Source organism: Paludibacter sp. 221, assembly GCF_010501035.1.
Lineage (GTDB): Bacteria > Bacteroidota > Bacteroidia > Bacteroidales > Paludibacteraceae > QVMH01.
Genome location: NZ_QVMH01000020.1, coordinates 20,087 through 34,926, shown reverse-complemented (window position 1 = coordinate 34,926; position 14,840 = coordinate 20,087). Strand labels below are relative to the sequence as shown.

Annotated in this window: 12 protein-coding genes; 2 read left to right on the top strand and 10 right to left on the bottom strand. The window is 39.3% G+C overall.

Annotated elements, in window-relative coordinates; translation table 11 throughout:
* The first annotated feature begins 176 nt into the window (after positions 1–176).
* Both D0T49_RS06180 and D0T49_RS06175 read left to right on the top strand, forming a co-directional pair.
* Positions 177–1,220, top strand: coding sequence for a sensor histidine kinase (locus D0T49_RS06180; RefSeq protein WP_163629723.1), 1,044 nt, complete (start codon positions 177–179; stop codon positions 1,218–1,220).
* Between the two features lie 9 nt (positions 1,221–1,229).
* Complete coding sequence (locus D0T49_RS06175) at positions 1,230–1,955, top strand: LytTR family DNA-binding domain-containing protein (RefSeq protein ID WP_163629722.1); 726 nt, start codon at positions 1,230–1,232, stop codon at positions 1,953–1,955.
* A 4-nt stretch (positions 1,956–1,959) separates the two neighbouring features.
* On the opposite strand, the gene xseB is transcribed toward D0T49_RS06175, so the two are convergent.
* The 10 genes from xseB to D0T49_RS06125 form a co-directional block, all read right to left on the bottom strand.
* Positions 1,960–2,154: an exodeoxyribonuclease VII small subunit gene (xseB, locus tag D0T49_RS06170; protein ID WP_163629721.1), complete on the bottom strand. Its 195-nt coding sequence runs from the start codon at positions 2,152–2,154 to the stop codon at positions 1,960–1,962.
* A 21-nt stretch (positions 2,155–2,175) separates the two neighbouring features.
* Complete coding sequence (locus D0T49_RS06165) at positions 2,176–3,954, bottom strand: chloride channel protein (RefSeq protein ID WP_163629720.1); 1,779 nt, start codon at positions 3,952–3,954, stop codon at positions 2,176–2,178.
* A gap of 339 nt (positions 3,955–4,293) precedes the next feature.
* The gene (locus D0T49_RS06160; RefSeq protein ID WP_163629719.1) at positions 4,294–5,691 is read right to left on the bottom strand and encodes a sugar transferase; all 1,398 of its coding nucleotides are present in this window, start codon (positions 5,689–5,691) and stop codon (positions 4,294–4,296) included.
* Between the two features lie 27 nt (positions 5,692–5,718).
* Positions 5,719–6,297 carry an L-threonylcarbamoyladenylate synthase gene (locus D0T49_RS06155; RefSeq protein ID WP_203583432.1) on the bottom strand — a complete coding sequence of 193 codons (579 nt, stop codon included), beginning with the start codon at positions 6,295–6,297 and terminating at the stop codon, positions 5,719–5,721.
* 291 nt (positions 6,298–6,588) lie between these two features.
* Positions 6,589–7,353 (bottom strand): ZIP family metal transporter, encoded by a 765-nt coding sequence (locus D0T49_RS06150; protein WP_163629718.1) that lies wholly within the window; start codon positions 7,351–7,353, stop codon positions 6,589–6,591.
* Positions 7,354–7,513: 160 nt separating this feature from the next.
* Positions 7,514–7,993, bottom strand: coding sequence for a 2-C-methyl-D-erythritol 2,4-cyclodiphosphate synthase (ispF, locus tag D0T49_RS06145; RefSeq protein ID WP_163629717.1), 480 nt, complete (start codon positions 7,991–7,993; stop codon positions 7,514–7,516).
* A gap of 187 nt (positions 7,994–8,180) precedes the next feature.
* Entirely contained in the window at positions 8,181–9,326 is a 1,146-nt protein-coding gene (gene porV, locus D0T49_RS06140) for a type IX secretion system outer membrane channel protein PorV (protein WP_163629716.1), read from the bottom strand.
* A gap of 94 nt (positions 9,327–9,420) precedes the next feature.
* The gene (porU, locus tag D0T49_RS06135; protein WP_163629715.1) at positions 9,421–13,209 is read right to left on the bottom strand and encodes a type IX secretion system sortase PorU; all 3,789 of its coding nucleotides are present in this window, start codon (positions 13,207–13,209) and stop codon (positions 9,421–9,423) included.
* A 119-nt stretch (positions 13,210–13,328) separates the two neighbouring features.
* On the bottom strand, positions 13,329–13,940 hold the full coding sequence (locus D0T49_RS06130; protein WP_163629714.1) for a fumarylacetoacetate hydrolase family protein: 612 nt from the start codon (positions 13,938–13,940) through the stop codon (positions 13,329–13,331).
* On the bottom strand, positions 13,937–14,617 hold the full coding sequence (locus D0T49_RS06125; RefSeq protein WP_163629713.1) for a redox-sensing transcriptional repressor Rex: 681 nt from the start codon (positions 14,615–14,617) through the stop codon (positions 13,937–13,939). The genes D0T49_RS06130 and D0T49_RS06125 overlap by 4 nt, the downstream gene beginning before the upstream one ends.
* Positions 14,618–14,840 lie beyond the last annotated feature (223 nt).

The following is a 14,840-nucleotide window of genomic DNA, read 5'->3' as shown; positions in this document are numbered from 1 at the left end:
ATAGTCCATTTTGTTCCTTTGTCTATCTTAGTCTGTTATTCCTTTTACTTCCTTTTAGATTTGTCGACAAAAAATAACTATTCGTCTAAATAACTTTCGGAAAAGCGCAAAGCATATTATTTTTGTTCCTTGATAAACTTTGTACTAAATACACATAGCACTCTATATAAGCATTGATGAAAAATAAAAAAACCAATACTCTCCAAATACTAATCAACGTCCTGATATGGTTATTCATATTCGTCCTTCCATTTTTGATGTTATGGCGACACGATGATATCGACCTAATACGGTTAGGACACAACCACGCCATCACCGTATTATCGTCGGCATTGGTGTTTTATCTGGAGTATTTTGTACTGACGGAGAAATTTCTGTTCCAAAAAAAAATATGGAAATTTTTAGGTTCAAACCTTCTGCTCATACTCGTAGTAGGGCTAATAGTCTATTTTCTGAAAGATTTCAGAATGGAGAAGGCTATGGACAATATGCATCCTTCCAATTACCAATTCAAAGCATATTTATTTTATATCAGAGAGGTATTTTCGATGGGAATCGTTGCCGGCATCAGCATAATAACAAAGGTTCTGGGCAAATGGTATGTTACCGAAGGGCAACGCCAGGAGGAAGAAAAACGCCGGAAAGAAGCCGAACTGATAAACCTCCGCCAGCAAATCAACCCGCACTTCTTTTTCAATACATTGAACAACATATACGCTTTAATCGCTATTAGTCCTGAAAAAGCCCAAGATACAGTATTGGAGCTAAGCAAGCTCATGCGGTATGTACTATACGATAACACCAATAATTTTGTAGCTTTACATAAGGAACTGGATTTTATAAAAAACTATATTGAACTGATGCGCATCCGCCTAACCGATAATGTGGATTTAAAGGTAGATATACAGGCCGACTTGACAAGCAATAAATTAATCGCCCCGATGATATTTATTTCCTTAATTGAGAATGCCTTCAAGCACGGCGTAAGCCACTCGCAACCTTCTTTTATCCATGTTAATATTCATCAGGTAGAAGACCGTATAGTCTGCCTTATTAAAAACAGCTATTTCCCTAAAGACGAAAGCGATAAGAGCGGTTCGGGCATTGGGCTCGAAAACCTCCATCGCAGATTGGATATACTTTACCCTCATAAACACATCCTGCGTTGTGATGAAAAAAACAATACTTATGTTTGTGAATTAATCGTACCTTTAAAATAAGCTATAACTATGCAATTATCCTGTTTTATAATAGATGATGAACCTTTGGCACTTGGGCTGATTGAAAGCTACGTGGCTAAAACTCCTTTTTTGAAATTGACCGGAAAATTCCATTCGGCAATAGAAGCTACCCAAGCCGTACAGCAACTATCGCCCGACCTTATTTTTCTGGATATCCAAATGGCCGAATTAAATGGGATGGAATTTGCAAAATTAGTGCCTGAGCAATCACGCATCATATTTACAACCGCTTTTCAGCAATACGCATTAGAAAGTTACAAGGTAAATGCACTCGATTATCTGCTGAAACCTTTTGGGTATGCCGACTTTCTGCAAGCTGCCAACAAGGCGTTGCAATGGTTTGAGATAAACAACAAAGCTAATTTTGAAAAACAGAGCGAGGGGAAAAATGGAAGTATATTTGTAAAATCGGATTATAAACTACTACAAATCAACACAAAAGACATTGCATATATCGAAGGGCTTAAAGATTATGTAAAAATCTATCTGGATGATAACCCGAAAGCAATTATATCGCACACTACAATGAAAACGGTTGAAGAAATGCTATCGAAACAAAATTTTATGCGGGTTCACCGTTCGTACATTGTTAACACCGATAAAATAAAAGAGATAGAACACAACAGGATTGTATTTGGGAAAGTACGTATTCCTATCTCGGATAGCTATAAAGATGCCTTTCAGGAATTTCTGAACAAGAAAATGATAAATTAACCGGCTACGATTCTGAAATTATCTTTTCCAGTTCCCCGTCCAGCTCATGGAGCTTTTTGTTGCAGAATTTAATTAACTCCGAAGCACGTTTTACCTTTTCGGATATGGAATCCATGTTTACTTCTTCACTCTCTTCCAATGAGCGTAGTATTTCTTCTAATTCCTCTATCGCTTCGGTATATGATTTTGCTTTTGCCATATTCTCAATGCTATTACTCTCTTAATCCTCCGAAAAGTGAACTAACACATGCCGGTATGAATTAAATATCTTCGATTTAGACACATAACCGATATAACGTTTCTCATCATCCACTACCGGTAAATTCCATGCTCCGGTATCTTCAAAAATCTGCATCACTTTCTCCATTGGCAAATTCTGGTTTATCATAGCCGGAGACGAAATCATCAGTTGCTTCACTGTAAACCTGTCATATAGTTCCGGGCGGAACATTATATTCCTTACTTCGTCTAACAGTACAACACCTATAAAAACCCTCGTCCTTGGGTCGACCACCGGAAATATATTACGGTTCGATTTTGAGATAACTTTTACCAATTCGCCCAAAGTCATATCAGGAGCAAGTTCACTGAGGTCTGTTTCGATAACATTTTCCATTTTAAGCAGCGTCAGTACAGCCCTGTCTTTGTGGTGTGTTATCAACTCCCCTTTTTGTGCCAAACGCATAGCATACAAGCTATGAGGTTCGAACAGCATGATAGTGATATAAGACACTACAGACACAATCATTAACGTCATAAAGAGATTGTATCCCCCCGTAAGCTCTGCTATGAGGAAAATCCCCGTAAGAGGCGCATGCATAACACCCGACATCAGTCCCGACATACCCGCTAAAGCAAAATTAGCTTCGGGCACAATAAATCCTAACGAACCCAATACCTTGGCCACAATAAAACCTGTAAGACACCCTACAAACAGCGACGGCGCAAATATACCTCCTACTCCGCCCGCACCATTGGTAGCAGCCGAAGCAAATATTTTAAAAAAGACAATTAAAGTCAGATATATACAAATTACCAAAGCGGTATTACCGAAATTAGCAAAAAGACTATGCTCAAGCAGGCTCGTAGCATCTCCGTTCAATAAGGCTTCTATCGAATCATATCCTTCACCATATAAAGGAGGAAAAACAAATATAAGAAGGCTCAAAATAGCTCCTCCTACCGCCAGTTTGGCTACAGGATTTTTAAGTTTACGGAATATCCCTTCCAACCAGTTCATGCCACGCGTAAAATACAAAGATACCAATCCGCAAACCACCCCCAATAAGATTAAAAAAGGGATACGTTCGATAGCAAAAGGCTCATACTGGGTAAAATGAAACATAAAAGCATTACCTGCGAAAATATATGATAGCGAAGTAGCTGTAACAGAAGATATTAAAAGTGGAACAACTGAAGTCATGGTCATATCAAGCATAAGCACCTCCAGTGTAAACACCAGTCCGGCAATAGGAGCTTTGAAAATACCCCCGATAGCACCGGCAGCACCGCACCCAATGAGGAGCATAAGGGTTTTTTGGTCCATCTTAAAGAACTTACCCAAATTGGACCCTATGGCCGACCCTGTAAGTACAATAGGTGCCTCAGCCCCTACCGACCCCCCAAAACCGATAGTAATGGAGCTACCTACAAGCGATGTCCATACATTGTGAAGTTTCAGAATACTCTTTCGCTGCGAAATAGCATATAAAATACGGGTTACGCCGTGGCTTATATCATCCTTCACAATATAGCGCACAAACAGGGAGGTAATGGCTATCCCTACAATAGGAAAAACCAAATACCAATAATTTACACTATCCGCATTAAAGGTAGTAGCTAAAAAATTCTGAATGAAATGGATTGTTGTTTTAAGAAGGTAGGCAGCAAGCGAAGCTAAAACCCCAACAACAAAACTCAGGATAATTATAAAATGGCGTTGCTTTATATGAGCTTCGCGCCACGCAATCATTTTTATATACCAATTCTGTTTGTCCATCGTTTACATATAGGCACGCAAAGATAAATATTTATTCATCAAAAAACGAATATAAGTAGTTACAAGAAATCAACAATAATCTACAACACTCGTTATCAAGAATTTACATCATAGAATATAACATTAGCTTCATTCAATTCTTAATAACTGCTTGAATTACTTTAGGCTGAAAAGTTTTTATCCGGCAAGCGGCTTAAAGTCCGCTTTACGCCTAAACTCTCCCAAGTCTAAAAAAAGTCAGGCAACCACTTCGAAAAGCAGTTGAATTACTTAAAAACTGATAATGCGGGTTTTATGGATATAGAATTAAAGGTAACAAGATATTTTTATAAGAAGCATTTACACCCCTTTGCCACGAAAAATAACATCCACGGTGTACAACAGAATTTTCAGGTCTGTTTTAAGCGACATGTCTTCCATGTAAATAACATCATAATTGAGCCGCTCTACCATTTTTTCAAGCGTATCCGAATAGCCGATACGTATTGGCCCCCACGATGTCAAACCCGGACGAATCTTGTAAATAAGGCAATAATAAGGCGCTACTTCGGTTATCTTCTTAATATAAAAATCGCGTTCGGGACGAGGCCCTACAATGCTCATTTCGCCTTTCAGTATATTCCAGAACTGAGGCAACTCATCAAAACGGTATTTTCTTAAAAACCGCCCGAATGGGGTAACACGGCTATCGTGCGGGCTGCTTAGTTGCGGACCTAAATTTTCCGCATTTGTATACATCGTACGGAATTTGACAATGTCAAAAGGACGCCCAAACTGCCCTATTCTTTCTTGCTTAAAAAAGACTGAACCTTTTGAGTCGGCTTTTATCCTGATTGCAAAAAACAGGAATAATGGTGATAAAATCACTAATGACAAGAATGAAGCTACTATATCAAAAAGACGCTTTACACACGCCTGCCAGTCTTTCATAGTTGGGTTCGTAATGCTTACCAGCGGACTCATACCCAGTTCTGTCATTTTCACACTCCCAATCAATATTTCATACAAGCCCGGAGTAAACCGGATGCTTATATTATACTTATAAAGAGAGCTGATAATTGAAAACAGTCTTTGCTCATCGCTATCGTCCAGGGCGATGATAATTTCCTGTATATTTTCTTTCTTTATAACAGGCTCTATCTGCGATATTCGTCCAATAACCTCTTCTTGCTGCAAGTTTTTATTGTCTTCGGATATATAACCAACGAAAGTATTTTCTTTCAGTTTTTTTTCTAATTCATATGCTATTTTCTTTGCATTTTTTCCTGTCCCAATTATAGCTGTTCGGGTTGTCCAGCGTTTGGTTTTATAATTTCGCCGTACCCCAAAGCATATGATAACCCTGAAAGTGTAAGTAAACACGAACAAAATAAGAAACAACGCAAGCAGCGAGTAATAATAATACTCGTACGAAACAACTATATCATCCAGCAACAATGCAAAGAAAATAGCTACGGCAATTATAGCGCAAGCAACAAAGGTTGTTATAAACAGCCTGACCTGATAATGCCTTTCGGGGTAAAGATATACTCCCGACAGGTAATGAACAAAAAGACAGCAAAAAGGAAATAAAACGAAACTCTTTGTATAATCGTATTTAGGCACCAGGATATGAATACCCTCAAACAGGCCCACATTATTTATTACCTGCCTGAAATAAACAAAAAACAACCATGCAATGACAGCCGCCAACATATCAAAAAAAAGATACGCCAAGCGCAAAGTCATTCTATTCATGTTTCTTGTTTTCAACATCAGGAGTATTTATTTTCTTATTATTTGGAAAACATTCCCTTTACCCAGTTTAATAATAGACGATGGTGCAGGAAGTGTGCTTTCGTCCTGTCTGAAATTCACTATATAATCTACACTATTTTTAATTTCGTCTGATATTTGCATGAAATTCGCCGGAGTGCTTTCACCGCTAATGTTTGCCGAAGAGGATACAACAGGCTTACGGAAGCGTTCACACAATGTTTTTGAGAAACTCTCACTTGTTATCCTTATGCCAATAGATTTATCTTCGGCTACCAAATTCTTCGCCAGATTTCTTGCTTCGGGATAAATAATAGTCAGTGGCTTATCGCTCAATTCTATCAAATCCCAGGCTATGTCAGGCACTTCGTCAACATAAGCGGGTAATTTGGCTGTACTGTCGAGCAAAACCAACATTGATTTTGAGTCTTCCCTCTTTTTTATTTCATACACTTTTTTTACAGCTTCTTCGTTTGTAGCATCGCACCCTAAGCCCCACACGGTATCGGTAGGATAAAGAATAACCCCACCAGCCCGAAGCATCTCTATAGCTTTCTTTATTTCATCATTCACATTGTTTTCAGACATAAAAGTGTATGATTGATTATCAAATTATTAAAACCTATTATCCTTTTCGGATTGCAAATCCGCCATTAGTATAAAACACTTGTATTTGGTGCAAGTCTGTGACTTGTACCTATGTTCTTTTACTGTTTTAAAACTGCACTTATTTTCGGTATAAGCTACGCTTCGCTTGTATGCTGTATCCGACATATTGGATTGCTCCATATGCAAATCCAACCTCCGCTGGCGTGAGAATACTCTATGTGCCCCTATGTGTGAACTAACTGAACCTATGTGGCACCCTTTAAGCTGACATCAATGAGCGTGCGAATGTCCTCCGCTTGCACTAAAATAATACATAGCAAACACACCCAACAATATGCAAAGTATATAAAGCCAATAATTCTTCTTACTTGTCTCTTTCAGTATTTCGGGCAATAGGGAGGTTGCAGCCAGATAGATAAAACCACCTGCGGCAAAAGGCAATACATAAACAGAAAAATCGTTTACCTGTTCGCCCACCCAAAGCGTTAGCACAGTACCAAGAATGGCAGCACAAGCTGAAACAAAATTATATAAAAGGGCTTTTTTACGTGTAAAACCGGCTTTGAGCAATACACCAAAATCTGCTATTTCCTGCGGAATCTCATGCAGCACAATAGTCAGTGTTGTAGCCAACCCCATTTCAGGGGAAAACATCCAAGCCACAGCAATCAGTATGCCATCGGTAAAGTTATGGATTCCATCTGCATAAAGGCTTAAGTAACCATAATTCTTTATTGATTCGCCTCCACTCTTTTTATCGGAGTGAACATGCAGAAACTGTTCTAATATAAAGAATACAAGAAAACCGGCAATGCAAATCCATGCCGTAGTGGATATTTCATGAATATGAAAATAGGCTTCGGGCAACAAATGGAAAAAAGAGTTTCCTAATAACGCGCCAACAGCGAAAGAAACAAGCAACACTAATACTTTTTTAAGTGCTTGCTGCCTGAAAGACAATAAAAAGACACCAATAAAAGAGATTAAACTAACTACAATGGCACTAAGAAGTGCAAATAGCCAAACCTTTTCCATACCTTATAATTGATTTTGCAAAGACACAAAAATACAATAAATATTTGTATTTTAGAGTCAAGAGTCAAGAACCTAGATTTTCATATAAAAAGGCAAAAGTACTTTCTCCTTTTCCCTTTCTACTGAAATTCTCGTTTACTTGTAGCTCGTCATAACATCCTTACTGCTTACATATCAGTACTACGGCATAAGCAGCCATCCCCTCTTCTCTACCCACAAACCCCATTTTCTCGTTTGTAGTTGCTTTTATGGATATATTATCTTGTTCTGTACCTATAATATCGGCTAAACATTTTTGCATAGCTTCCACATGAGGGTTTATCTTAGGCTGCTCGGCACAAACGGTACAATCCGCATTCACAAATTCATACCCCTTGTCGCGAAGCAGGGTCATGGTTTTTGCCAACAGTATTTTACTGTCTACATTTTTAAATTCGCTACCGGTATCGGGAAAATGAAATCCTATATCACGCAAATTGGCTGCTCCAAGCAAGGCATCGCACAAAGCATGAATCAGCACATCGGCATCTGAGTGACCTAAAAGCCCCCGCGTATGTTCTATACGGATACCACCAAGCCACAACTCCCTTTCGGGTGCAAAGATGTGCACATCGTAACCCAAACCAACACGTATATTCATAATAGCTCTTTTAATTATATTATTTTGCTCACATAGTGTACACACACGAAAACACATAGAACACAATAGAAATCTATGTGTACTTATGTGTAAACTATCTGAACCTATGTGTCATACAAATGTAGCTAATGAAAAACGGCTGCAATTATCTTCTACAGCCGTTTCTATATTTTTTAGATATAAAGTTTTAGTTCATCAAATCTCTCAAGCCAAACAAATCAAATGATAATGAAAACCGCAATGTTTGGTCAAGAGGGTTAAGCGGTGTAGTAGCAAGCACATATCCCGCATCCAGTTGGAATATATTCAATTTAAAACCGACACCTGCATTGAAGTACTTACGCCCTCCTTTATCTTTATGTTCGTTGAAATAACCTACACGCGCAAAGAATTGCTTGTTGTACGAATACTCCAAACCAACCGACCATGTTATCTCTTTCATTTCCTCGCCAAACGAAGAATCGGCAAACGACCTGAAAATACCTGAAAGAGGAGATACTTCACCAAATTCATCGCCATATTTACCTCCGCGGGAAATAACCAACAGTTTGTTCACATCGGCATTAACTGAAAGACGGTTGTAACTATCGAACGGAATATCGAAAGAACCTCCGATTTTAAGGTTGGTAGGCAGATAATTGTATGTTATATCATCGTAGCTTATTTTGTTACCCATATTGGAAATGTTAGCACCAAATGCTAAGATAGCATCACCTGTTGCCATTGTGATTGGGGTACGATAGTAAGCTGATACATCGGCAGCAAAAGCATCTGCAGGATACATTTCGGTTTCACCACCTGTTCCGAAACCACCCACTCCCAAGTCGGCACGTATATAACGGAATGCTACCGAAGCCGAGAATTTTTCAGAAAGCATACGGGAGTAAGCCACATCTACTGCAAATTCGTTAGGATGTGCATCGTGTATAGGTCCGTCGGCCGCTGTGCGTAATGTAACCTTACCCATCGAGAAAAAACGGAATGAAGCACTTACTGCCTGATAATCGTCAAATTTCCAATAACCGGCCACATAGCCCAAATTAATATCTTCGACCAAAGACCTCAACCAAGGGGTATACGAAAAGCCAAAGCCAACTGCACTCTCCATAAAAGCATATTTGGCCGGATTCCAATACTGAGAGTATATATCCGGTGTAGTAGCTGCCCCGGTATCGCCCATACTACCCGAACGTGCATCCGGTGCAATGGATAATGAAGGTACACCTGTGTACAAAGGATTTAAGTTATTATCTTCAGGCAATTCAGAATCAGCATATACTGCCGACGATAAAACTGAAGCAACACAAAATAAGGTCAAAATCGTTTTTTTCATTCGTAATTATTTATGTTTTTTATTTTTTATTTTTTTTAAAGTGCGTAAATTTATAAAATCCGACGTAATAACTAACTGATTATTTCATATTTTATTATTCCGTCACTATAATTTTATTTGACTTTGTTGATATTTTCTTATCGTTTGTTTCTACGCTTACCCTGTAAATATACATACCAGCCGATACCTTCTGCCCATTCCCTTGCATAAGATCCCACTGTATTGTGTTATCAATTACATAATCGTTGAAAGTCCAGATTCTCTTTCCCGACAAATCATAAACATCTACATTCACGTTTATTATTTCATCGCCTCTGTCGTGGTTTACCTTAATATAGGCTATAGATGTTGCAGGATTAGGGTACGTAGTAACCGAAAACAAATCGGGAGTCAAAGCCTTTACGACCTCAAACTCCAATATTCTCTCAGATGGATTGTTCAGCAAGTCCCAAACCCTGAAAGTCAGGATATGCTTTCCTTCGGATATCTCAGGCAACTGAAATTTAACCATTCCACGCTGATAACTTCCTTCTTCCGCCTCGTAATATTCGTTCAGCGTAAACCAGTACTTAGGGTCTTGGTCGATAGAAAGCATTATATCATGTCCGGGGCTGGAGCCGGCTATATTGATACCGTTATTATCCTGCAAATATGCCGTAAATACAGGAGTTTCATTCACCTTCTCGCCCGATATGAATCCTGAGTGGTTCAAGTACATAACAATTTCAGGACCTTCATTATCGGCAATAGGATTATCAATGCTTCCGCCTATGATAAAATCTTCGCAATAGCCTTGCCCCTCGTATTCATTATCATCATCCCATGCGTAAAAATTAAGCCTTCCGGTTCCATAGTTGTAACGAATGTCCTTTGGTAACATAAAGGTAAACTCAAACTTTCCGTCAACCACTTTTGCTTTCCCTGTAAATATAGTATTCGGTCGTTCTTTATAAGTTATTGATAAGTTTTCTTTATGATTATCCAGCGATTTTATATTTTGCTCTTTATCGAAAACTAGCACTTGCAGGTTTCCATTAAAATCCTCATTCAAATTACCCGAAACGTCCGTCACCATTCCTTTTATAGTGGCAACCGACAAGGCACGTAAAGTATCAGTATGGGTTGGGACGACTTGTTTCTCGTTTATCTGCGTTGTTACCACTTTATATGGCTCAGGATAATTAAGCCTAAGAGCCGGATCGCCAAAGTACATATACGAAAGTTTATTTGCGTGCGATTCCGATTTGTTTTTTGCTTTAACTACCACATCACCCATACGAGGAGGTACTCCGTCGATATCTTCAAACAGATACTCACAAAAATTCTTGACTACAGTACGGTTATAATTCTGGAAAACGGTACGGGCAGCAGAAAACGAACCAATACCTCCGCCGATAGGATTCAGAAGCAACGCCTCGCCTCCGGATATACCGTCTTTATCAAAACGGGAAAAGTTGCAAGTACCGGCAGCCCAAACACCTAAATTCTTATTCGAAAAAGAATTTATATCACCCAGCGTAAGTATCTGTTCGTTAGTCCAGTTACCGGCACTTCCATGCCCCATAAAAGTAACTAAGAACAACCCTGAACGAACTAAATTGTGAAAACGAGTCTTCGCAGCAGGATACCTTTCGCCACTGGCATTTGTTTCCTGCTGATAAGCATCCAAGTATATTTTATTCACCTGATAGGCCGGATTGGCAGCTCCCACCACTTTAGCTATAACGTCAGCATCTTCCATATGTCCCATACCGTCATTGCCGGTTCCCCCGTCATCGCCAATAAAACAAAGCTGGTTTTTCCATCCTCCTTTATTTTTGTTTTCCATATAAGCAATGGTTTTGCTTACCACATTCTCGGCCTCGGCTTCGGTACTGACAGGGAAACGTCCTATACCAATATCCAACTTATGGGCACTATCATGTATATTGACCCCTTCTTTATCGTCCATAAAACCAAAATAGTCGTCAGACACATAAGAATTTGTTTCGCTATATGAATTAGCCGACTGATATGTCAGAACCAAATTATTTCCGGAATTAGACATAATTCCCCTATTGTCATAAGTTCCCTTGCCGAACAGCAATAAATACTTCAGCTTATCATCTTCATTTTCAGGCTTATCATAAAACATTTTAGCCGCCCAGCGATATGCGCCGACATCCGGAGTACCTGATGAAAACTCGTTGTAAACCTGCTCTGTTGTTACCACACCTACCCTAAGTCCATCTTTATCATAATGTGCCTGTGCAAGTTTATTGGCCTGAGCCACAAACATCGGATGGGTAATAATAAGCATATCAACGGGTTCCATGCCATGTATATTCTGTGTAGCAACATCTCCTACAAATTCCACTTCGGGCAAAGATTCGGAAGCATTCAAATCAACCGCCATGTACGATTTTACGCTCGAAGCATTGTCCACAAAGGTTAAAGCATTCCCGTTGCGGTCGGTACTCATACGCCCGGTATTTACGGGGTTGGTTATATCCCAGATATGAATAATTGAACTGTTTGCCGTCAGATGGTAACGGTTGTACGATTTACTACCGATATTATCCATATTATTAAACTGCATAGCCGAGCCTGACATGATAAGGCTTCGGCGTGCATTTACTTCCATGTAATTAAGATAAGCCGTAGTAGAGGTGGTCAGTGCTAATTTAAAATTCAGTATATCCTGCGAAGGCTCGTACGGAACAATTTTGGTCGTATTGCTTACCAGCAAATAGTTATCGCTACCACCTAAGGCGGGTACAGTAACCGTTTTTTTCACCCCATTTAATGACAGGTCAAAAATACTGGCACTTTGCGAAGTTGCAGCCAAGTTAATATTAACCCTTACCGCATCTGTGCTTTTTATTACGTTAGGAAACGTAAATGTTATATCTACAGATGATTGCGGCGAAGTGAATTTTTCTCCAAAAAACTCCCTCCCCGATTTCAACAGGTTTTCTTTTTCCACCTCGTACAGTTTATAATCAACAAATTCTGTTATATCACAAACCGTGTTTCCTTCGGGCTGCACGGCAGGCTTTTCCTCAATCCTTTTCTTATCCTGTACGTTATCCGATGTAATAAAATAATAACCATATGTAGAATAAGGATTTGTCTTATGTGTGAAAATCTCATTAGCCGCATTGTACGACCATTTATTCACTCCCTGAGCATAAAAAATAATGGCATCGCCTGTGTCGTGCACAGCTACCTGAGGCAAATCGTCGTGTTTGGCCTTTGTAAAATCTTCCTCCAGCACACCGCCTCCATAACCAAACACACGGACATTGGAAGGTTCTAAACCGTTTTCACGCAATTTAGCATGCGAAATTCGATATACTCCGCTGTCTTTCACACGTATTTTGACAAACCGCCCTTGCGACAGCACCGACTCATTGGCATAGCTATGTATAGTAGACGCACGGACTAAACTCCGTGATTTAACACTCTTCTGAATAACTAAATCGAAAGCATTTAGCTTATAAGGTTTATTATCCCTGATTACAAATGGTAAAAAGTTAATATGCAACGATTCACTACTCCGGTAATTAGACGTTGTAACATCTAACCCGGGCTCTGCCGGAAGTTCTATATTACTCAGAAACAGCGATTCTTCTTCGCTTACCGGAATATAATTCGCGTTCTTTATCTCGGCAGTATACGTGAACGAAGGGTCGGTCATCTCTTCGTAATGGAAATAAGGAAGGTTATTATCGACAGAATGTACCGCATTATCAAAAGTAAGCGTTTCTACATACGACGAATCTGCATACCAACGCTCTATTCCACGCCAGTGGAGCTGAACGGGGACAGTAGTGGGCGGCTGCGCCATAAGAAAAGTTACCGATGTTATAAAAAAAGAGAGTAAGTATAATTTATTTCTCATATATGGGATTCTTTCTGAAACAATATCTGTATAACGAAATTACTACAACTTTATTATCGCCCTACACCATCACTTTCAGCAAAACAACAGAAGCTGCAACAACAATATAAATACGTAATCTATTTTATCAAAAAACTAAACATTTTATTACCCATTAGGTATCCTTCGAGCCTATCGTTTATACTCACTGTGCCAACTCCGGCAGGCGTTCCTGTAAAAATCAAATCGCCTATTTTAAGTGTAAAAAACTTACTTATATAAGCTATAAGCTCGTCGACAGGAAAAATCATATCGGCAGTATTGCCTTGCTGAACAGTTTTTCCGTTTATATCCAAATAAAATTGCAGGTTCTGAATATCGGGAAATTTATCAGCGGGCAGAAAATCTCCTACTACCGCCGAACCGTCAAAAGCCTTGCATACTTCCCAAGGCTTGCCTTCGGCTCGAAGTTTCCGTTGCAAATCGCGTGCCGTAAAATCAATGCCAAGCCCTATCTCCGAATAATAGCGGTGTGCAAACCGTGGAGCGATATTCTTACCTAAGCGGTTGATTTTAACTATCAACTCGGTTTCGTAATGCAGCTCTTGGGTGAAATCCGGGATAAAAAAGGGTTTATTGCTTTTGAGCAATGCCGAGTCAGGCTTCATAAACACTACAGGCTCGGTAGGGTTAGTACTGTTCAATTCCTTATTATGCTCTGCATAATTCTGACCTATCGCTATTATTTTCATTTATGTTTCTTCCCATTAATCCGTTCCACTTCATTAATAGCATTCAGCCTGTTGAACATCACTGCCAAATGAGCATATATCGATGTATTTTGCACTACCACATTTTCAGGAACACGTATACGGAAAGGTGTAAAATTCCATACAGCTTTTATCCCCCCCTCAATCATCATATCGCACACCGATTGCGCTTTCTCCACCGGCACGGTCAATATACCGATATCTACTCCGGTTTGTTTTCTTAATTCCGGAAAACGATTCAGATGATGCACCGGAATACGATTGATACTACTGCCTGCCAGTTCGTACTTAACGTCGAATCCGGCCACAATTTCCAATCCGAACTGTTGCAACCCATTGTCGTGCAGCAAAGCTCCCCCCAAACGCCCAACTCCAAACAAAAATGCTTTATGCGAATTGGTAAAGCCCAAAAATCGTTCCAATACCCGTACAAGCTCGTTTACCTCGTATCCTACGCGGGTACGCCCCGATATATTTACATACGACAAATCTTTGGCAACCATCGACGGATCGACAGCTATATTTTTAGCTATTTGTGTGGAAGACAGATACTGCTCACCTTCCCTTTGTACCAACTGTGCAAAAGCCAGATACCAAGGTAAACGGCGCAAAGTAGGCTCAGGGACATTAAATTCAACAGTTCCTTTGGGAATAGACATAAGGATTTCAATTTAATTTTATACCTGCAAAAATAAGTATTTATATGGTTAAAAACAAGTAACTACCAATCTAAGTGTTTCATTTCCAGAACAAGTTCTTTTTGAGAACAGTACGAATAAATAATAAAAAAACTGTATCTTTATTTCATTAAATATTTTCATTGTTTTTCGCTATTTTTGTCGGTTGTTATTTCTCACCGACACTGTACGCTATAGCTTTACA

Coding starts and splice junctions, on each gene's coding strand:
- D0T49_RS06180 (WP_163629723.1), top strand. CDS start 177: ATGAAAAATAAAAAAACCAATACTCTCCAAATACTAATCAACGTCCTG.
- D0T49_RS06175 (WP_163629722.1), top strand. CDS start 1,230: ATGCAATTATCCTGTTTTATAATAGATGATGAACCTTTGGCACTTGGG.
- xseB (WP_163629721.1), bottom strand. CDS start 2,154: ATGGCAAAAGCAAAATCATATACCGAAGCGATAGAGGAATTAGAAGAA.
- D0T49_RS06165 (WP_163629720.1), bottom strand. CDS start 3,954: ATGGACAAACAGAATTGGTATATAAAAATGATTGCGTGGCGCGAAGCT.
- D0T49_RS06160 (WP_163629719.1), bottom strand. CDS start 5,691: ATGAATAGAATGACTTTGCGCTTGGCGTATCTTTTTTTTGATATGTTG.
- D0T49_RS06155 (WP_203583432.1), bottom strand. CDS start 6,297: ATGTCTGAAAACAATGTGAATGATGAAATAAAGAAAGCTATAGAGATG.
- D0T49_RS06150 (WP_163629718.1), bottom strand. CDS start 7,353: ATGGAAAAGGTTTGGCTATTTGCACTTCTTAGTGCCATTGTAGTTAGT.
- ispF (WP_163629717.1), bottom strand. CDS start 7,993: ATGAATATACGTGTTGGTTTGGGTTACGATGTGCACATCTTTGCACCC.
- porV (WP_163629716.1), bottom strand. CDS start 9,326: ATGAAAAAAACGATTTTGACCTTATTTTGTGTTGCTTCAGTTTTATCG.
- porU (WP_163629715.1), bottom strand. CDS start 13,209: ATGAGAAATAAATTATACTTACTCTCTTTTTTTATAACATCGGTAACT.
- D0T49_RS06130 (WP_163629714.1), bottom strand. CDS start 13,940: ATGAAAATAATAGCGATAGGTCAGAATTATGCAGAGCATAATAAGGAA.
- D0T49_RS06125 (WP_163629713.1), bottom strand. CDS start 14,617: ATGTCTATTCCCAAAGGAACTGTTGAATTTAATGTCCCTGAGCCTACT.